The sequence below is a fragment of the Burkholderia ubonensis genome (assembly GCF_001718695.1).
Lineage (GTDB): Bacteria > Pseudomonadota > Gammaproteobacteria > Burkholderiales > Burkholderiaceae > Burkholderia > Burkholderia ubonensis_B.
On the sequence record NZ_CP013420.1, the window covers coordinates 755,713 to 774,406 of the forward strand.

General features: G+C 67.2%; 20 protein-coding genes. 10 read left to right on the forward strand and 10 right to left on the reverse strand.

The genetic code is table 11. From position 1 onward, the window contains the following. Positions 1–51: 51 nt before the first annotated feature. The 5 genes from WJ35_RS03445 to WJ35_RS03465 all read left to right on the forward strand — a co-directional run bounded on the left by WJ35_RS03445 (position 52) and on the right by WJ35_RS03465 (position 4,868). Positions 52–1,341 (forward strand): MFS transporter, encoded by a 1,290-nt coding sequence (locus WJ35_RS03445; RefSeq protein WP_060234409.1) that lies wholly within the window; start codon positions 52–54, stop codon positions 1,339–1,341. Continuing rightward, positions 1,338–2,303: a 2-hydroxyacid dehydrogenase gene (locus WJ35_RS03450; protein WP_069238736.1), complete on the forward strand. Its 966-nt coding sequence runs from the start codon at positions 1,338–1,340 to the stop codon at positions 2,301–2,303. Before WJ35_RS03445 ends, WJ35_RS03450 begins: the two co-directional genes overlap by 4 nt. 301 nt (positions 2,304–2,604) lie before the next feature. Further along, on the forward strand, positions 2,605–3,648 hold the full coding sequence (locus tag WJ35_RS03455) for a LacI family DNA-binding transcriptional regulator (RefSeq protein WP_069238737.1): 1,044 nt from the start codon (positions 2,605–2,607) through the stop codon (positions 3,646–3,648). A gap of 55 nt (positions 3,649–3,703) precedes the next feature. Further along, complete coding sequence (locus tag WJ35_RS03460; protein ID WP_069238738.1) at positions 3,704–4,492, forward strand: YhfC family glutamic-type intramembrane protease; 789 nt, start codon at positions 3,704–3,706, stop codon at positions 4,490–4,492. Positions 4,493–4,505: 13 nt separating this feature from the next. Continuing rightward, the gene (locus tag WJ35_RS03465) at positions 4,506–4,868 is read left to right on the forward strand and encodes a DUF3022 domain-containing protein (RefSeq protein ID WP_069238739.1); all 363 of its coding nucleotides are present in this window, start codon (positions 4,506–4,508) and stop codon (positions 4,866–4,868) included. Between the two features lie 58 nt (positions 4,869–4,926). Here the strand turns inward: WJ35_RS03465 and WJ35_RS03470 are convergent, their stop codons facing one another. Together WJ35_RS03470 and WJ35_RS03475 are read right to left on the reverse strand one after the other, a co-directional pair. Beyond that, the gene (locus tag WJ35_RS03470; protein WP_069238740.1) at positions 4,927–5,358 is read right to left on the reverse strand and encodes a PGDYG domain-containing protein; all 432 of its coding nucleotides are present in this window, start codon (positions 5,356–5,358) and stop codon (positions 4,927–4,929) included. A gap of 128 nt (positions 5,359–5,486) precedes the next feature. Continuing rightward, positions 5,487–6,017: a Spy/CpxP family protein refolding chaperone gene (locus WJ35_RS03475; protein WP_069238741.1), complete on the reverse strand. Its 531-nt coding sequence runs from the start codon at positions 6,015–6,017 to the stop codon at positions 5,487–5,489. A gap of 346 nt (positions 6,018–6,363) precedes the next feature. Here WJ35_RS03475 and WJ35_RS03480 point away from each other — a divergent pair, with 346 nt between their 5' ends. Both WJ35_RS03480 and WJ35_RS03485 read left to right on the forward strand, forming a co-directional pair. Beyond that, positions 6,364–6,828 carry an Lrp/AsnC family transcriptional regulator gene (locus tag WJ35_RS03480; protein WP_042584089.1) on the forward strand — a complete coding sequence of 155 codons (465 nt, stop codon included), beginning with the start codon at positions 6,364–6,366 and terminating at the stop codon, positions 6,826–6,828. Between the two features lie 726 nt (positions 6,829–7,554). Then, positions 7,555–8,655: a saccharopine dehydrogenase family protein gene (locus tag WJ35_RS03485; RefSeq protein ID WP_010092331.1), complete on the forward strand. Its 1,101-nt coding sequence runs from the start codon at positions 7,555–7,557 to the stop codon at positions 8,653–8,655. 115 nt (positions 8,656–8,770) lie between these two features. On the opposite strand, the gene WJ35_RS03490 is transcribed toward WJ35_RS03485, so the two are convergent. Both WJ35_RS03490 and cydX read right to left on the reverse strand, forming a co-directional pair. Next, positions 8,771–9,388: an AAA family ATPase gene (locus WJ35_RS03490; protein ID WP_069238742.1), complete on the reverse strand. Its 618-nt coding sequence runs from the start codon at positions 9,386–9,388 to the stop codon at positions 8,771–8,773. After that, positions 9,385–9,531 carry a cytochrome bd-I oxidase subunit CydX gene (gene cydX / locus WJ35_RS03495; protein WP_010092333.1) on the reverse strand — a complete coding sequence of 49 codons (147 nt, stop codon included), beginning with the start codon at positions 9,529–9,531 and terminating at the stop codon, positions 9,385–9,387. The genes WJ35_RS03490 and cydX overlap by 4 nt, the downstream gene beginning before the upstream one ends. A 201-nt stretch (positions 9,532–9,732) precedes the next feature. On the opposite strand from cydX, the gene corA reads away from it, so the two are divergent. Further along, entirely contained in the window at positions 9,733–10,710 is a 978-nt protein-coding gene (gene corA / locus WJ35_RS03500) for a magnesium/cobalt transporter CorA (RefSeq protein ID WP_059964707.1), read from the forward strand. 6 nt (positions 10,711–10,716) lie between these two features. Here corA and WJ35_RS03505 read toward each other — a convergent pair whose 3' ends face one another. Further along, positions 10,717–11,004, reverse strand: a complete 288-nt coding sequence (locus WJ35_RS03505; protein ID WP_059760979.1) for a YciI-like protein — start codon at positions 11,002–11,004, stop codon at positions 10,717–10,719. Positions 11,005–11,464: 460 nt separating this feature from the next. Between WJ35_RS03505 and WJ35_RS03510 the strand changes: the two genes are divergently transcribed. Further along, positions 11,465–11,953, forward strand: coding sequence for an aminoacyl-tRNA deacylase (locus tag WJ35_RS03510; protein ID WP_069238743.1), 489 nt, complete (start codon positions 11,465–11,467; stop codon positions 11,951–11,953). 307 nt (positions 11,954–12,260) lie between these two features. Further along, positions 12,261–13,748 (forward strand): ISNCY family transposase, encoded by a 1,488-nt coding sequence (locus WJ35_RS03515; protein ID WP_069239389.1) that lies wholly within the window; start codon positions 12,261–12,263, stop codon positions 13,746–13,748. Between the two features lie 304 nt (positions 13,749–14,052). Here the strand turns inward: WJ35_RS03515 and WJ35_RS03520 are convergent, their stop codons facing one another. From WJ35_RS03520 to WJ35_RS03540, 5 genes are read right to left on the reverse strand one after another with little or no spacing between them, the layout of a single operon-like run. Beyond that, positions 14,053–15,015, reverse strand: a complete 963-nt coding sequence (locus tag WJ35_RS03520) for an NAD-dependent epimerase/dehydratase family protein (RefSeq protein WP_041493833.1) — start codon at positions 15,013–15,015, stop codon at positions 14,053–14,055. After that, a complete protein-coding gene (locus WJ35_RS03525) occupies positions 15,012–16,052 on the reverse strand; it encodes a fumarylacetoacetate hydrolase family protein (protein ID WP_069238744.1) in 1,041 nt (346 codons plus the stop codon). Before WJ35_RS03525 ends, WJ35_RS03520 begins: the two co-directional genes overlap by 4 nt. Then, the gene (locus WJ35_RS03530; protein WP_069238745.1) at positions 16,049–16,645 is read right to left on the reverse strand and encodes a cupin domain-containing protein; all 597 of its coding nucleotides are present in this window, start codon (positions 16,643–16,645) and stop codon (positions 16,049–16,051) included. The genes WJ35_RS03525 and WJ35_RS03530 overlap by 4 nt, the downstream gene beginning before the upstream one ends. Further along, positions 16,642–17,457 carry a cyclase family protein gene (locus WJ35_RS03535; RefSeq protein ID WP_011884890.1) on the reverse strand — a complete coding sequence of 272 codons (816 nt, stop codon included), beginning with the start codon at positions 17,455–17,457 and terminating at the stop codon, positions 16,642–16,644. Before WJ35_RS03535 ends, WJ35_RS03530 begins: the two co-directional genes overlap by 4 nt. Beyond that, the gene (locus tag WJ35_RS03540; protein WP_080484215.1) at positions 17,454–18,680 is read right to left on the reverse strand and encodes an MFS transporter; all 1,227 of its coding nucleotides are present in this window, start codon (positions 18,678–18,680) and stop codon (positions 17,454–17,456) included. The genes WJ35_RS03535 and WJ35_RS03540 overlap by 4 nt, the downstream gene beginning before the upstream one ends. Between the last annotated feature and the right edge of the window lie 14 nt (positions 18,681–18,694).

Here is an 18,694-nt window from a genome sequence, read left to right on the forward strand (position 1 = left end):
TGGGACCGTAGCCGGTGCTTAAGCACCCCGGTCGACTCAGGAGACACATCCATGACTGCCAATCTCGCCGCTCGCCGCTGGTGGATGATCATGCCGATCATCTTCATCACCTACAGCCTCGCCTATCTCGACCGCGCGAACTACGGGTTCGCGGCGGCGGCCGGCATCAACCAGGATCTCGGCATCAGCAAGGGCCTGTCGTCGCTGATCGGCGCGCTGTTCTTCCTCGGCTACTTCTTCTTCCAGATCCCCGGCGCGATCTACGCGGAACGCCGCAGCGTCAAGACGCTGGTGTTCTGGAGCCTCGTGCTGTGGGGCGCATGCGCGGCGCTCACGGGCGTCGTCAGCAACATCCCGTCGCTGATGGCGATTCGCTTCGCGCTCGGCGTCGTCGAGGCGGCCGTGATGCCGGCGATGCTGATCTACATCAGCAACTGGTTCACGAAGCGCGAACGCTCGCGCGCGAACACGTTCCTGATCCTCGGCAACCCGGTCACGGTGCTGTGGATGTCGGTGGTGTCGGGCTATCTCGTGCACGAATTCGGCTGGCGCCACATGTTCATTGCCGAAGGCGTGCCGGCGATCCTCTGGGCCGTGTGCTGGTGGTTCCTCGTGCAGGACAAGCCCGCGCAGGCCAGCTGGCTCACCGCGCAGGAAAAGCGCGACCTCGACGCCGCGCTCGCGGCCGAGCAGGCGGCGATCAAGCCGATGCGCAACTACGGCGAGGCGTTCCGCTCGCCGGCCGTGATCAAGCTGTGCGCGCAGTACTTCTGCTGGAGCATCGGCGTGTACGGCTTCGTGCTGTGGCTGCCGTCGATCGTCAAGAACGGGTCCGCGCTCGGGATGGTCGCGACCGGCTGGCTGTCCGCGCTGCCGTATCTGGCGGCGACCATCGCGATGCTCGCGGCGTCGTGGGCGTCCGACAGGCTCGGCTCGCGCCGCGGCTTCGTATGGCCGTTCCTGCTGATCGGCGCGGCCGCGTTCGCCGCGTCGTATGCGCTCGGCTCGACGCACTTCTGGATCTCGTATGCGCTGCTCGTCGTCGCCGGCGCCGCGATGTACGCGCCGTACGGCCCGTTCTTTGCGATCGTGCCGGAACTGCTGCCGAAGAACGTCGCGGGCGGCGCGATGGCGCTGATCAACAGCATGGGCGCGCTCGGTTCGTTCGTCGGCTCCTATTTCGTCGGCTACCTGAACGGCGCGACCGGCTCGCCCGTCGCGTCGTACGCGTTCATGAGCGCCGCGCTGGTCGCCGCGGTGATCCTCACGCTGTCCGTCAAACCCCAGGCGCGCGATGCGCAGCCGCTCGGCGCGCCGCTGCAAGGAAAAATGCCTCAATGAAGCCTCGTATCGTCGCCTACAAGCCGCTGCCCGACGACGTCCTCGCATATCTGCGCGAGCATGCGGAAGTCGTGCAGGCCGACGGCGCAGATGCGCTCGCCGCGGCGCTCGGCGACGCCGACGGCGCGATCGGCGCGAGCCTGAAGATCCCGCCGACGATGCTCGAGCGCGCGCCGCGGCTGAAGGCGTGGTCGACGATCTCGGTCGGCTACGACAATTTCGACGTCGCGGACCTGACCCGGCGCGGCATCGTGCTCGCGCACACGCCGGACGTGCTGACCGAGTCGACCGCCGACACGGTGTTCTCGCTGATCCTCGCGTCGGCCCGGCGCGTCGTCGAGCTGGCGGAGTGGGTGAAGGCCGGCCGCTGGCACCACAGCATCGGCCCGGACCTGTACGGCACCGACGTGCAGGGCAAGACGATCGGCATCGTCGGGCTCGGGCGGATCGGCGCGGCGGTGGCGCGCCGCGCGGCGCTCGGCTTCCGGATGCGGGTGCTGTACGCGAACCGCTCCGCGCAGCCGGACGCCGAGGCGCAGTACGGCGCGCGCCGCGTGACGCTCGACGAACTGCTCGCCGCGTCCGATTTCGTGTGCCTGCAGGTGCCGCTGTCGGACGAGACGCGCCACCTGATCGGCGCGGCCGAATTCGCGAAGATGAAGCGCGGCGCGATCCTGATCAACGCGTCGCGCGGGCCGGTCGTCGACGAGGCGGCGCTGATCGACGCGCTGCGCGCGGGCACGATCCGCGGCGCGGGCCTCGACGTGTTCGAGCGGGAGCCGCTCGCGGCCGACTCGCCGCTGCTGCGGATGAACAACGTCGTCGCGCTGCCGCACATCGGCTCGGCGACCCACGAAACGCGGCACGCGATGGCGCGCTGCGCGGCGGAAAACCTGGTCGGCGCGCTGGCGGGCACGCTGCGCGTCAATCTGGTCAATCCGGACGCGCTCGCGCATGCGTGAGCGCCGGCGCGTGACCGGCGGGGGCGGCGGGGGCGGATAGAGGCGGCGGTCTTGGTGCGGGAGGGCAGGCTGCGTTATGATCGCCCGCTCGTCGCATCGACGAACCGGCCGCGCGGCCGGCGGCGTGGTGCGACGGGCATCCGTGCCGGGTCCGGTGCGGCCGGCGCCATCCGGTTCAGGTGGCCGCAGCGGGCGAGCGCGCAGCACGATCGCGGCGACGCGGGCCGGGCGGCTTTCGTATCCAACAACAAAGGTCCGTCCGCAGACGAAGCGGCGCGGATCGTACGTCGCGAGGCACGACTTGAGCGATTCGCAACCTTCCACGCAGCGTCCCGCGACGATCAGCGACGTCGCCCGCGAGGCTGGTACCGGCAAGACCAGCGTCTCGCGCTATCTGAACGGCGAGACCCATGTGCTGTCCGCGGACCTGCGCCAGCGGATCGAGGCGGCCATCGCGCGGCTGAACTACCGGCCGAACCAGATGGCGCGCGGCCTCAAGCGCGGCCGCAACCGGCTGCTCGGCATGCTCGCGGCCGACCTGACCAATCCCTATACCGTCGAGGTGCTGCTGGGCGTCGAGGCCGCGTGCCACGCGCTCGGCTACATGCCGCTCATCTGCCACGCGGCGAACGAGGTCGAGATGGAGCGCCGCTTCCTGCAGCTGCTCACCACGTATCGCGTCGAAGGGCTGATCGTCAACGCGCTCGGCGCCGAGGAGGACGTGCTGCGCCCGCTGCGCGGCGGCGGGATTCCGGCGGTGCTGGTCGACCGGACGGTCGAGGGCTTCGACGCCGACCTGATCGGCCTCGACAACGGCGATGCGATCGAGATGGGCGTGCGGCACCTGATCGAGCGCGGTTTCGACGCCATCCACTTCGTCGTGCAGCCGTTCGAGCGGGTCAGCTCGCGGCGCCTGCGCGAGGCGGCATTCCGCGCGACGCTCGCCGCGCACGGCCGGCCGGTGCCCCGGACCGTCGTGCTCGACCTGAATGCACCCGAGGCCGCGGCCGCCGCGCTCGCCGATGTCGATGCGCGGATCGACGCGGCCGCGCAGCGGGGCACGCGCGCGGCGCTGTTCGCGGCGAACGCGCCGGTCGCGCTCGCGATCGCGCGGCATCTGCGCGCCCGCTTCGGCTCCGCGTGGCAGACGCAGGCGGCGCTGGTGTCGATCGACGATCCGGAGTGGGCGGAGCTGATCGGCATCACGGCGATTCGTCAGCCGACCTACGAGATCGGCTACAAGGCGGTGGAATTCGTCCACGAGCGGATCGACGGCGCGGCGGGCGACGCGCGCGTCGCGCTGCTGCCCGGCGAGCTGATCGCGCGCGCGTCGACCGCAAGCTGAGTATCATTCGGGGGCACGCAGCGCGTCAGGTGCGCTGCCCCGAACAAGGATTTACATGACTGTTTCCCCCTTCACGCTGGCGCTGCTGATCGCCGCCACGCTGATCCTCGCACTGCTGCCGCTCGTCCTTTACCGCATCCTGCGCAAGCCGCTGTCGCTCGACAAGCGCGACGCGATCGTCGGCGTCGCCGCGTTCACGCTGTTCGCGATGGTCGTCGAGCGCGCGTTTCACGGGATCGTGCTGAGCCAGGCGTCCGCCGGCGGCTGGCTCACGCAGCCGCTCGCGTTCGTCGCGTACGGCGCGCTCACGGCCGGCGTGTTCGAGGAGGCCGGTCGCTATCTCGGGATGCGCTACCTGAGCCGCCGCTACGGCGCGACGGCCGGCGACGGCCGCGCGGTCGGCTACGGGCTCGGTCACGGCGGCGCGGAAGCATGGTTCGTCGGCGTGCTCGTCTGGGGGCAGTGGATCTATCTCGCATGGCTCGCGAATCACGGCCAGCTCGACGCGCAGCTCGCGGGGCTGCCGGGCGATGCCGTGCTGCGTCTGCACGTGATGCTCGCGACGCTGTCGGCGCCGTCGATCGCGATGCTGCTGCTCGAGCGCGTCGCGGCGTTCGCGCTGCAGGTCGCGCTGTCGATGCTGATGTGGCGGGGCATGCGCGCCGGCTCGCGCGGCGTGCTGCCGCTCGCGATCGCGCTGCACGCGCTGGCGCTCGCGCCGGCGCTGCTGTACCAGGTGCGGGCGCTGCCGGCCGGCTGGCTCGAGGCCGTGTATTTCGTGCTGGCCGCGGCGCTCATCGGCGTACTGGTGAAGACGTGCCGGCCTGCGCGCGCGGCGGCCTGACGGGAGGCGCGAGATGGAAGACTATCTGATCGAATGCGACAGCGCGGAATTTGCCGCGCTCGCGCGCGTGATCTGCGAGCTGTTCCCGGAGCAGACCCGCTTCGTCGAAAGCCGCGACGAACGCGGCCGCTTCCTGTCGGTGCACTGGCTCGCGATGCGCTTCGGCGCGACGCCGAAACGGATGACGCTCGACGTGCGCATCGCGCCGGCCGCGCTCGCCCGCTATCTGGCGATGCGGCCGATGCAGCGCGCGCGCAGCCACGCGGTGCTGCATGCGTACGTGGAAGCGATGCTGGGTTCGCTCGAAGAGCGCCATGCGGCGGGCGAGGCGATCGAGCGCAATGCGGAACTCGAACTCGACGAGGACTTTGCGTGAAGGTGGACGCCGCGGGCGTGCCGGCGCGGAGCCGGTGTGCGGCGTCGGGCGTTACGCGTTACGCGTCGCGGTAGACCTGCGCGAAGCGCTGCGCTTGCACGACGCCGTAGTCGCCGGGCGCGTACTGCATCACCCAGTCGCCCGCGACGCCGCGCAGCGTGTCGCCGTTCGCGGAGCGCGCGATCGTGAACGGCTCGTCCATGCGCTTCGCGAGAACCACCGCCGGCCGGTTCCGGTACGCGCCCGGCTCGCCGTGCGCGAGCGCCGGATCGGCCGGCAGGTATTTCGCGTCGAAGCGCGCGCGCGACACGACCCAGCGGTCGCCGGTCGAGCCGGTGATCAGCGCGTCGCCGGCCACGTAGCGGTTCGGGCCTTCGAGGCTCATCAGTTCGCCGTCCCCGGCCGCGAAGGCGACCGCGACGGTCTCGTCCTTGACGACGCGCCGGGCCTGCGGATCGGTGCCGAGATCGAGTTGCTTGAGTTCTAGCATGGCGAAGAGTGCGGGAAAAGCGTGGAGCTTATCCCGAAATCGGCGCGCCGTGTGACGCGCCGGTTCCGGCGGCAGCGGCAGGCGCTCGGCCGCTCAGCCGTGCGCGAGCCGCGCGGTGGCGATGGGTGTCAAGGCTGCGCGGGCGCGCTGGCGGCCGGCGCGGCGGCTGCCTTGCCTTCCCGGGGCGCCGCCTTGGCCTTGCCGCGCGGCTCGCCGCCGTGGTGCAGCCAGTTGCGGAACGTCGTGTCGGCCAGCGCCTTCTGGTCGGCCGGGAAGCTCGCGTAGAGCGGCCCGAACGCGTCGGCCAGCTTTTTCGCGCCGTCCGCATTGGCCTGCGCGAGCTCCGCGTACTGCTTCATGTCGTCGATCGCGGATGCGTTGCGGTTTTCCATCCGCTGACGGTACAGGCGGCCCATCGTTTCGCCGTTTGCGCGCATCGCGTCGGCGAAGGTCTTCCACTGCGGCTCCTGCGCCGGCGTGATCTTCAACTGGCTGTGCAGGTACGTGATGCGTTGCTCGACGCGTGCTTCGTGGCGCGCGGCGCGCTGTTCGGCGCTGGGCGCCGACGCGGCGGGCATCGAGGCCGGTTGCGGCTGGCTTTGCGCGAAGGCGCCGGCGGCCGCGGCGAGCATCGCAAGGGTGAGCGAAATATTCTTCATGGTGGCTCTCCGGGTAGTGTCGTGCGAGCGGGCGCGGGCGCGCATCTCGCATCGCCCGATATTAGTAGCACGTCGGCTGCAACCCGGCAGTGAAAGCGACACTTGCTTACATCGGATACTTGTCGAAATCGATGTTGGTGGGGCGCACGGTGGGGCGGGGGCGTTCGGTTGGGGCGTCGTGCCATATCGCGCTGCCTGCGACACCTGCGATGGGCCGGCCGCGTCATGCCGGCGTGCGACATCGGGAAGCCGCTCCCGCGCCATGCCGTGTGGGCGGGTCGCGGGTTCGGCGCTATCATCGCGTCACGTTCCATTTCGCCGGCGCGCTGCACGCCGGCCCAGCCTCATGCGTCCACCTCGCCTCGACCAACTCGACGACCTCGACCGGCAGCTCGTCGCGCTGCTGCAAGCCGATGCCCGCGCGAGCGTCGCCGATCTCGCGCGCCAGCTCGACGTCGCGCGCACGACGGTCGTCGCACGAATCGCGCGGCTCGAGCGGACCAACGTGATCGCGGGCTACAGCGTGCGGCTCGGGCAGGACGTGCTCGACGCGAGCATCTATGCGTATGTCGGCATCATTCTCGCGCCGAAGTACGGCAAGGACGTGCTGAAGAAGCTCGACCGGATGCCCGAAGTGCAGCTGCTGTGCGCGGTGAGCGGCGAATACGACTACGTCGCATGGCTGCGCGCCGATTCGCCGGAGCGGCTCAATGACCTGCTCGACCAGATCGGCGCGCTCGAAGGCGTCGAGCGCACGACGACGTCGATCATCCTGTCGCGCAAGATCGACCGCGGCACGATCGGTGGATGATGAGGCGCATGCGTGCTTCATGCGTGACGCCGTGGCGCGATGTGGGTCGTTGCGCCGGGTGTTTCTTCGTTTCCCTCTGGTGACGCGGGCCGCGGCGGGGGGAGGTCGGGGCGCGTTGGCCGTTTCTTCGCTTGTGTTGGATGGCGTCGGCTGCGGCGCGTAACGTCGGGTCGCGCTCGCTGTTTCTTCGTTTCTCGCCGGTGGCGTCGGCTGCGGCGTGTTACGTCGGCTCGTGCCGGCTGTTTCTTCGCTTTGGTCCGGTGACGCCGGCTGCGGCGGGTGATGTCGGGCCGTGCCCGATGTTTCTTCATTCTCTCTACCGACGCCAGGACCGACGCGTTACGTCGAGCTGCGTCGGCTATTCCTCGGTTTCTCTCCGTGACGCCCGCGCAACGAGCGCATTGCGTCGCGTCATGTCAGGCCTCTTCGCGCATGCATCGGTGCGGCGAACGCGTGTCGGCGCGCGTCATGATGTCTCGCCTCTGTCCCGCATTGCGGCTTCAGCACGCCCCCATTCGCTTCATACGCCCGCGCCAGCCGCTTGCCCAGCGACATACCTGCGATTTTTATACGATATCGTCGAAACGACGAAACTATTCGTCAATTAGTCGAATTTATCGGTCGTTTCGCATCATTCTTCGTCTTGGAACTGATTTTGCGCATCCCTAGACTGTGTGCATGGCTCAACGCCGTACACAACACAACCCATCATCAGGAGATAAGCGCATGAAAATCGCCATCGTCGGCGCAGGTCTGATCGGCCACACCATTGCTCACATGCTGCGTGAAACCGGCGACTACGAAGTCGTCGCGTTCGATCGCGACGCGGATGCGCTCGCGAAGCTGTCGCGCGAAGGCATCGCGACGCAGCGTGTCGATTCGGCCGACGCGAATGCGATCCGCGAAGCGGTCAAGGGCTTCGATGCGCTCGTCAACGCGCTGCCGTACTACCTCGCGGTCAACGTCGCGGCCGCCGCGAAGGCGGCGGGCGTCCATTACTTCGACCTGACCGAGGACGTGCGCGCGACGCACGCGATCCGCGAGCTGGCCGACGGTTCCGATCGCGCGTTCATGCCGCAGTGCGGCCTCGCGCCGGGCTTCATCGGCATCGCCGCACACGAGCTCGTGAACGGCTTCAGCGAGGTGCGCGACGTGAAGATGCGCGTCGGCGCGTTGCCCGAGTACCCGACCAACGCGCTGAAGTACAACCTGACGTGGAGCGTCGACGGCCTGATCAACGAATACTGCCAGCCGTGCGAGGCGATCCGCGACGGCCGCAAGCAGTGGGTGCAGCCGCTCGAAGGCCTCGAGCACTTCTCGCTCGACGGCACCGAATACGAAGCGTTCAACACGTCGGGCGGCCTCGGCACGCTGTGCGAGACGCTGTCGGGCAAGGTCGAGACGCTCGACTACAAGTCGGTGCGCTACCCGGGCCACCGCGACCTCGTGCAGTTCCTGCTCGAGGACCTGCGCCTGTCGACCGACCGCGACACGCTGAAGTCGATCATGCGCCGCGCGGTGCCGTCGACCAAGCAGGACGTCGTGCTCGTGTTCGTCACGGTGACGGGCGTGAAGGACGGCCAGCTGGTGCAGGACGTGTTCACGCGCAAGATCTTCGCGAAGGACGTGTGCGGGATGCACATGAGCGCGATCCAGATCACGACGGCCGGCGCGATGTGCGCGGTGCTGGACCTGTTCCGCGAGAAGAAGCTGCCGCAGCACGGCTTCATCCCGCAGGAGAAGGTGTCGCTGAAGGCGTTCCTCGCGAACCGCTTCGGCAAGCTTTACGATGGCGGCACGATGGAGCGCGTGCACGCGCTGGCGTGACGCACGCGTCTTTGGTACGAGGGTAAAGGCGACGCCGGGAGCGCAACAGCGCTTCCGGCGTTGTCGTTTCGACGCAGGCGCCGCGTCGCGCGGCGTCAGGCGGGCAGGGGAGCGTTCAGGCCGACCGCGACGCGCCGGCGGCCGGTTGCTCGTGCGGCTGCGCGAGGCGGTGCAGCAGCGCGTCGATGTCCGCGTCGGTCGGCGCGGTGTTGTCGAACATCACGAGCCCTTCGCATTCGGCGCCGGTCGGCACGAAGCGGCGCTGCCGGTATTCGTCCCAGTGCGCGAGCTTGTACGCGTCGTTCGGGTTGCCGCGCGCGACGATCCGCTGGTGCGCGACGTCTTCCGGCACATGCACCCAGACGACCGTCAGCGTGACCTCGGGGCCGATGCCGAGCCACGCGCGGTCGAAGATGCGCCGGTCGCGCACCTCGCGCGACAGCGGCCCGACGACGAGCGCGCCGATGCCGAGCGCGAGGTTCTCGCGCGCGGTGTCGAGCAGGCCCTGGTATTCGGGATCGCGCAGGTGCTTCAGGTAGAGCGGGCTGTCGCGGTCGTTCGGGTCGTGGGTGAGGGCGCCCATTGCCGCCGAGCTGTAGCGGCCGTACAGCGTATCCTTGTCGAGCAGGCAGAAGGCCTCGCCGGTTGCGCGCATCAGCGGCCCGATGAGCCGTTTCGCGAGCGTGGTCTTGCCGGTGCCGGCGTGGCCGCAGAAGAACACCAGATGCGTCACGAGGGCGTGCTCCCCGATCCGGGCCGGTCGGCGCCGTTGAGCTTCGGGTCGCGCGGATACACTTCCGCTTCCAGCCACATCGCGTTGATGATGCCGAAGCCGAGCGCAACGCCGATGCCGAGTATCCACGAGAAATACCACATGGGTCCGTCTCCTTGACGCTGAAGTAATGAAGCCGCGCAGGCGGGCCGCGGGCGGGCGTGTGGGTGCGTACCCGCGCATGCTGCGGCGCACGCAGCCCGATCATGACCAATAACGGCGCGCCGCGCAAGCCGCGCCGAAGCCGGACCGGACCTGCGGCAAACCGGTAAACTGGCGAATGAAACCGCAACATGATGGACACCATGCTGATCAACTGCGCTGCATACCAGGACGGCCGCAAGCTGGCCGACATCGACATCGACGCCATCAGCGATTACGTGTCGAAGCCCGAGTGCTTCGTGTGGGTCGCGTTGAAGGACCCGACGCCCGCCGAGCTCGAGCTGATGGGCGAGGAGTTCGGGCTGCACGAGCTCGCGCTCGAGGACGCCCGCAAGGGCCATCAGCGGCCGAAGATCGAGGAATACGGCGACTCGCTGTTCGCAGTGCTGCACACGGTGGAGTTCGACGGCGACGGCGAATTCAACGTCGGCGAGCTGAACGTGTTCGTCGGGCCGAACTACGTGCTGTCGGTGCGCAACCACACCGAGCGGGATTTCCGCGCGGTGCGCACGCGCTGCGAGCGCGAGCCGCACCTGCTGCAGGAAGGCTCGGCGTTCGTGTTCTACGCGCTGATGGACCAGGTCGTCGACCGCTATTTCCCGGTGCTCGAAACGCTCGGCAACGAGCTCGAGGAGCTCGAGGACCGCATCTTCGCGAAAGCGACGCCGGCGGCGTCGCGCGCGATCATCGAGGACCTGTATTCGCTGAAGCGCCGGCTCGTGATGCTGCATCAGCACACGGCGCCGCTGCTCGAGCCGCTCGCGAAGCTGACGGGCGGGCGCATCCCGCAGGTCTGCAGCGGGATGGAGCACTACTTCCGCGACGTGTACGACCACCTGCAGCGGATCGTGAGGACGATCGAGGGGCGGCGCGAGATGGTCGTGACGGCGGTCCAGGTCAATCTCGGGATGATCTCGCTCGCGGAGAACGAGGTGACCAAGCGGCTCGGCTCGTTCGCCGCGCTGTTCGCGATTCCGACGATGATCGCCGGCATCTACGGGATGAACTTCAACAACATTCCCGAGCTGCACTGGACCTATGGCTTCTACGGCTGCATCGGCGTGATGGTCGTGGCCGATCTCGCGCTGTGGTGGCGCTTCAAGCGGGCAGGGTGGCTGTAGCCAGCGCTAGCGCGGCGCGTGCTTGCCGACCACGACGCGCCACGGACGCACGCGCCACGACTTGACGAGGCCGTTCTGCACGTAAGGATCGGCGCGCGCGAACGATTCGGCCACTTCGGCCGAATCTCCCTCGAAGACGAGCACGGCCTGGTCGGCCGGGTCCGAGAACGCGCCCGCGAGCACCAGTTCGCCGCGCTCGGTGGCGGCGTGCGCGAGCGCGAGATGCTCGGCACGGAAGGGCTCGCGCCGCGACAGGTAGTCGTCGACGAGTTCGTAGATCAGCTGGTAATGCATGCGTCGCTCCGGGGAAGTCGGTTGCCTCACGGTCGGCGGGTTGTCTTGGCTCAGTATAGGGTGCGGTTCGCGGGTCGGCGCGGTGGTTTGCGGCTCGGGCTGCGTGGGCGATTCGGGCCGATGCGGACGATATGATCGAGCGGCATTGTGTCTCCCCATTATTTGCAACTAACGGTCTTTTTCCCGGCTTCCATCCTATTGACGCGCGTTGCTGCGCCTGAATGTGCTTCTCCAAAACCGTCTTCAGCGCGGTGGTTCATCGCTCGTTTTTCGCATATTCCAGATTCGTTTTTCATGCCGTCAACATGGTCGAACGGCATATCGGGAAAGGGGGCCGAAAGCGACGATCGCCGCTGGTCTCGAGACGATCCGAGGCCGTTTTCATTGACAGGAATGCGACCTATGCTGAACGAATCCGGTGCGAACGCCGTTCGCCCGATTCGTTCAGACGAGGTGTGCCATGTCCATGTCTGCGACCCTGCAGGACTGCCTGCGGCAGAAGTCCTCGCGGTACGAAGTCGTGTACCACCCCTATAGCCATACGAGCATGGAGACCGCCGCCGCCGCGCATATCCCCGGCGAACGGCTCGCCAAGACAGTTCTGCTCGAGGACGATCAGGGCTACGTCGCCGTGGTGCTGCCGACGTCGCATGCGATCCGGTTCTCCGACCTGTGGATCAAGACCGGCCGGCATCTCGTGCTCGCGAAGGAGCTCGAGCTGCGCGAGCTGTTCAAGGACTGCGATGCGGGCGCGCTGCCGCCGGTCTGCATGGCCTACGGCATGCAGACGTTCCTCGAGGAACACCTGGCGATGCAGCCGGAAGTCTATTTCGAGGCCGGCGACCACGAAGCGCTGATCCACATGACGCAGGACGAGTTCCTGTCGCTGATGGAAACCGCCGAGCGCGCGCATTTCTCGCACAAGATGCTCGGGATGTGGGTGTCCTGACGGGTGTGTGGTGCTTGCGATTCGCAGTTCGTGGCTCGCTGGGAAGATCGGGAACGGCGCCGTGCGGGCTGCGGTCGCGAGTTTGGACGCGGTCCACTGGGGGTCGATAGACGGCTACCGTTCGGGGCGAACTGCGGGGACGGGGTCTGTTGGTCGTTGGTGGAATCCTTGATTTGACATAATCATTATTATCAGTCGGAACGATGTAACGGCCATTTAGTAATGTCCGGTTTGAGCCAGTTAGAAATGTCCGGTTTGGGACTCCGCGAGGCGCATGCTGTGGCGCGCGCACACGACAGAGCCTGTGATGAACGAACCCGGACTGATGACGATCAGCATGAACGAACTGCAGCGTGTCAAGATCATCGAGGCGGTTCTCGAAGGACGGCTCAGCGGCGTGCGTGCTGCCGATCAGTTGGGACTGGGCGAGCGTCAGGTTTCGCGCCTGAGACGCCGCTTCGAGGCGTTGGGGGCTGCGGGTCTGGTTTCGGCCAAACGTGGCAGGCCGAGCAACAGACAATTGCCAGTGGACGTGCGGGCTCGCGTGATCGCCATCATCCGCGAGCGCTATGCCGATTTCGGGCCGACGCTGGCGCGCGAGAAGCTTCACGAGTGTCACGGCATCCTGCTGGCCAAGGAGACGTTGCGGCAATGGATGTACGATGCCGGGCTCTGGGTGCCGCGCGCGCAGCGTCCGCCGAAGGTGTACCAGCCGCGCAACCGTCGCGCGTGCTACGGGGAGCTGATCCAGATCGATGGCAGTGACCATCACTGGTTCGAGAAGCGGGCGCCAGCGTGCACGCTACTGGTGTTCGTCGACGACGCGACCAGCCGGCTGATGGCGCTGCACTTCACGGCGACCGAATCGACCTTCAGCTATTTTGAGGCGCTGTCCAAGTATCTGGATTCGCACGGCAAGCCGGTGGCGTTCTACAGCGACAAGGCCAGCGTTTTTTACGTGAAGAAGCGCTCGGAGACCGCGGGCAAAGGCGTCACGCACTTCGGGCGAGCGATGTACGAGCTGAACATCGACACGTTCTGTGCGAACTCGAGCCAGGCGAAGGGGCGCGTCGAGCGCGCCAACGGTACGCTGCAGGACCGGCTCGTGAAGGAGCTTCGGCTGCGCGGCATCAGCACGCGGGAAGCCGCCAATGCGTACGCGCCCTCCTTCATCGTGGACTTCAACCGGCGTTTCGCGAAGCCGCCGGCGAGCGATTACAACGCGCACCGGCCACTGCGCGATGACGAGGACCTGCGGCAGATCCTGGCCTATCGTGTGCCGCGCAAGGTGACGAATTCACTCACGGTGCAGTACGACCGTGTGATGTACCTGCTGGAAGACACGGCGGTCAATCGCCGCCTGATCCATGAGTACGTGGAGGTCGTCGAGTATCCCGATGGCGTGATCGAGGTGCAGGCCGACCGCACGGTGTTGCCGCACACCGAATATGACCGCATCACGAAGATCGACCAGGGCGCGGAAATCGACAACAAGCGGCTCGCGAGCGCGCTGGAAGTGGCGCGGCAGGTTCAGGCGATACGTGATGACCGGCGCGCGGCGGGCTCGCCTTCCCGCACGCATATCGGTGAAGCGGTCCGTGCGAAGAAGGCGCTCGTCGGGCTGAAGAAGCAGCGTGCCATCGAGGTCGCCGACCTGAACCAGGCCGTTCTCGATATCAGCGCAAAAGAAGTGAGGGAACGGGGGGGCGGCTGCGCCGCCCCACCCCCAAAACACAAACAAAACACAAATAGAACCAAGGCAAAAACGACGTCAAAACCGGACATTTCTATCTAGCCGGAACCCGGACATTTGAATCTGGCTTTGACAAGCGATTGTAAGAGCAAAGTAGTAATGTCGCGTTTCCGCTAAATAATCGAGGCTGTAGCCGGGTGTCGGCTCAAACGGCCAACCGGCTGGAATTGACGACGCGGCAGATTCGCCGCTCGGCCACGACCGACTCGAGCACGGATTGCTTCTGCGATGTTTGCGTCCGTGCTGCGGACACCTGACATCCCACGAACCAGATTGACGCAAGGAAACGTCTCAAGCGCAGATTGCCATCACGCACTTGCCGCATCGAGACAACCTGCGTTTCACGTCACGCGTCCGTGCCGCCCTCGAGCGCCGCCTCCACCAGCCTTTCAATAGTGTCATCGTGCCGAAACCCGGCCTCGAGCGCTCGCCTATCCACGAGCGGCGGTTGCCGTCCAAAACGTTGCTCGATCTGATCCACGGGCGCGTAGTCGATCGTGAACGCGCCGAAGCGCCGGCGCAACGCATCGACGATCTCTCCCACGGAAAGATGCAAGACGGGCGGCGTCCACACGCGGCCCGTATGCAACGACGCCGCCGGCATGCGCGCGGCGTGCAGCAGGTTGTCCACGCAGCATCTTCGCGACATCCACCATGCGGTAGCGTCGGGCGACACGGGGCACGTATAAGCCTCGCCGCGCTGTGCCATGCGAAAGATCTGGCTCATGAACGCCGACCCATGTCCCGACGACAACTCCGGCCGCGCCACGATGCCGGGCAGCCGCAGCGCGCGGCCGTCCAGCTCGCCGCGACGCGTCCAGTTCGCAAGGATCAGTTCGCCGACCAGCTTGTGCGTACCGTAGCTCGTGGCCGGGTGCGGCGCCGTGTGCTCATCGACAAAGTTCGGCAACGGTTCGCCCAACACCGCAACGCTGCTCGCGTAGACCACGCGTGCCGCGTACCCGTCGTGCAGCACGGCCTGCTTCGCGAGAAGTTCGAACAGCGTGAGCATGCCCCACAGATTGACGCTGTCGCCGGCAGCCGGCTCGGCTTCCGCTTGCGCGCCGGGCATGCTTGCCAGATGAAAGACGACGTCCACTGGTCTCGCGAGTAGCGGCTCGAGAATCTCGGGGCGGCCGAAATCGCCGGCCACCGCCGTGACGCGCGTGTCACCTGGCGCGCGCTCCACTCGTCGATCGATCAGCACGAGTTCCGACACATCGCCGGACTGCGTGATGCCATCGTGCAGCAAGCGCTCGACAAGCGCCCTCCCAACGAATCCTCCCGCTCCTGTGACGAGCACTCTCATGATCGCAGCGCCTCGCTTGTGACCTCGCTTGTGATCTCATCCCTGACCTGCTCTGCGTCGCGAGACGCGCGCACGACCTGCTGGTCGATCGACCCGAACGGCGTGCCGCCCGCGTCGTCGCGAGCCGTCATGCGAACGCGGTCGCCAAACTGCATGAACGGTGTGTGTGCCTTTCCTTCATCGATCATCTCGATCACGCGCCGCTCGGCAATGCACGCGGACCCGGCGCCGCGGTCCACGTTCGACACCGTGCCGGAACCGACGATCGTCCCCGCCGACAGCCTGCGCGTACGCGCCGCATGTGCGATGAGCTCGCCGAACCCGAAGCTCATTTCCCCGCCGTGCGGATGCCCGAACCAGCGCTCATTCCAGTCCACGTGCAAACGCAGATGCACGCGACCGTCGCGCCAATGCTCGCCCAGTTCGTCCGGCGTGACCGCGACGGGCGCAAAGCTCGTGGAGGGCTTGGCCTGCAGAAACCCGAAGCCGGTCTTCATCTCGCGCGGCCCGAACGCGCGCAGGCTCCAGTCGTTGAGCTGCACGATGAGGCGCACGCGCCGAACCGCATCGTCGGGCGACACGCCCATCGGCACGTTTGCCACCACCACGCCGAACTCGCCTTCGAAGTCGATGCCGTCGTGTTCGTCCGGCAAGGGCACGTCGTGGTGCGGCCCGAGAAAATCATCGCTTGCGCCCTGGTACATCACAGGCACCGTGTCGAACTCGGGGATGGGCGGCGTATTGAACGCCTGTTCCATGAGGCGACCGTGATTCAGGAACGCCGAGCCGTCGCACCACTGCGGACTGCGTGGCAACGGCGCAGCGCAAGCCTGCGGATCGAACGGGCGTGCGTCGGGCAACGCGCCCGCATTCAGCGCGTCGTAACGTGCCGCGAGTAGCGGCGCGACTGCGTCCCAACGTTGCAGCGCATCGAGCAACGTCGGCGCGATCGGTGCGGCGTCCACGGCATGACGAAGGTCACGCGACACGAGCAGCAGGCGGCCGTCGGCGCCGTCCGGCAACGAACTGAATTTCATCGTGCCTCCCTCTCCGTCCGGCTCGCGAGCGCGGCGGCAATCGCCGGGTCGTAGACGCCGTCGATCAACACGAACAGCATCCGGCACATGCGTCCCGAGCGATTCGCCCACGCATGGTTGGTCCCCCGTTGAATCACCACGTTGCCCTGCTTCAGCACGACCTCGGCGCCGTCGAGTATCAACGTCATCTCGCCTTCGATCACGACGCCATAGTCGATCGACTCCGTGCGATGCATGAGCGGATGCGGCGAGTCGGCCTGGACGGTCGATGCATCGGCGTTGCCGATCTGGCTGAACGCCGCATGCATGGCCGCGGCGCCGTGCGCGAGAAACTCCGGCGTGTCGGGCGGAATGTCGATGAAGCGCACGCGCGTGCCGTATCTCGGCGGCGGCAACATGAGCTCGCCGATGGTGGGATCGGAGCCGTTGTTCACCACCGCGGGGCTTTCCGACGTGCTCCAGACTTCGTGGAATACCGTGCCGGGAATCGCGGCAATTTCCGCGACGGTGGACAACGGACCATCGGACATGACGATCGCCCGGCCGTTGGCGTCATGGCCGGTCACGACGCGACGAATGGTGGAAAAGCTCATGCTGCGCGCTCCGCATCGGGTTGTTCGAGAATCGCGACGGCGCGCGTCCAGCCGGCGGAAGCGCCGCGGATCTTGTGCGGGAAGCAACTGATCGTGAAGCCGGCGGGCGGCAACGCTTCGAGGTTGTGCAGTTTCTCCAGATGGCAGTAGCCGATGTCGCGGCCGGCCTTGTGCCCTTCCCAGATCAGCGACGTATCGCCCGTCTGCGCAATCTTCGTCGCGGTGTAGGAGAACGGCGCGTCCCAACTCCAGGCGTCGGTGCCCGTCAGGCGCACGCCGCGCTCCAGCAGATACATGGTGGCCTCGTAGCCCATGCCGCAGCCCGCGTTCACGTAATCGCCGTGCCCATAGCGCGAGCCGGCCCGCGTGTTCACGACGACGATGTCGAGCGGCTGCAACGCGTGGCCGATACGCGCCAGTTCGGCCTCGACATCGGCGGCGCTCGCGACGTAGCCATCGGGGAAATGGCGGAAATCGAGCTTCACGCCGGGCTGGAAACACCACTCCAGCGGCACCTCGTCGATCGTGATGGACGGCCGCGCCTCGCCGAGCCGTGCGTCCATGGTCGAATGGAAATGCCAGGGCGCGTCCAGATGCGTGCCGCTGTGCGTCGTGAGCGTGACCCATTCCGCGGCGGCAGCCTCGCCGTCGGGATAATCGTCGGCTTTCGTGCCCGGCAGCATGGCCATGAATTCGGGCAACGTGTCTGCGTGCTTCTGGTAGGTGATCTTCGGCGCGAGCGGCGGCGGATCGGACAGCACGTCGTTCTCCAGATAAATGGAGAGATCGACAAACCGGCGAACGGGCTTCATGCGTTGACTCCTTGCGTATCAGGACGGCCCTCGAGCCGCGAAAAGCAGAACACCGCCGCCACCGCGATCATGGCCGCCGCAATGCCCAGGCTGCCGTAGCCCGAATGCTTGACGAGCGTGCCGCCGAGGAGCGGCCCGATTGCGGCGCCCGTCATCAGCATGGCGGGCGTCGCGGCAACGGCGCGTCCGGTACGGTCGATGCGGGCGAGCATGCCGAACGCGAAGGTATGGGTGAAGATCATCACGGCGGCAAAGACGGCGGTGGCCGCGGCATACGGCCCGACGGTCGCGCTGTGCGTGATGATCAACGCAAGCGCCGCCTGTAAGATGGGACCGCCCTGCACCACCCTGCGCCCCGCGATGCGCCGTTCGAGCAGCCCCGCCACCGGTGCGGGAAACAGGTTGACGAAGCCGAGCGCGATCAGCGTGCCCGTCACGGCGCCGAAGCCGAAACCGTGGTCGAGCCCGATGCGCTGCACGAAGCTGAAGAGCATCGACTGCGTGAGCCCCATGCATCCCACGCCTGCCATGCCGAACCAGACCGCGCGCGCGAAGCGCGGCTCGGCGACCGACGCCGTGCTGCGTTGCGCGCGAATCGACGGGAATGCCAGGGCGCAGGCAATCGCCGCCGTAGCCATGATCCCCGCGAACACGCGAAACAGCATGGCGCCGCCGTGTTGCGCGATCAACGCAGGCGTGCCGCCCAGAAACGCGATTGCGAAGATGCCGAGCGCGAGCCCCGCGCCGGCGAACAGGCGATGCGGATGGCGGCTGCGTCCGATCGTGCCGTGTGCGAAGCTCAGCCCGCAGCCCACGGCGATACCGGCCAACGCATGCAGCACCGCCATCGCCGCATAGCCGTCAATCGACGCGATGCCGACGAACGCGAGCGTCGCCGTGCCGAAACCGAGCGTCGCCATGACGCGTGCCGGCAGACGGTTCAGGCGCGGCGAGAAGAACAGGCTGCCGACGACGGCCCCCGCCAGAAACAGCGTGGCGAGCAGGCCGGCCTGCTGTGGGTCGAGCCGGTATGCGCCGATCAGGGTGCCCACCCATACCGGCAAGGCGACCAGATCGACCATGCCGGCACAGTGCGAGACCATCAGGACCGCGATGCCGGATGCGCGCAGGCGGGTGCCCGCATCCGCGTCCGCATCGGCGCCGCCCGGCAGGTCGACGTGCGCGGCATGCGCCGCGTGTGCCGCAGAAAGGTTCGTTTCCATCGTGGCTCCGGTCG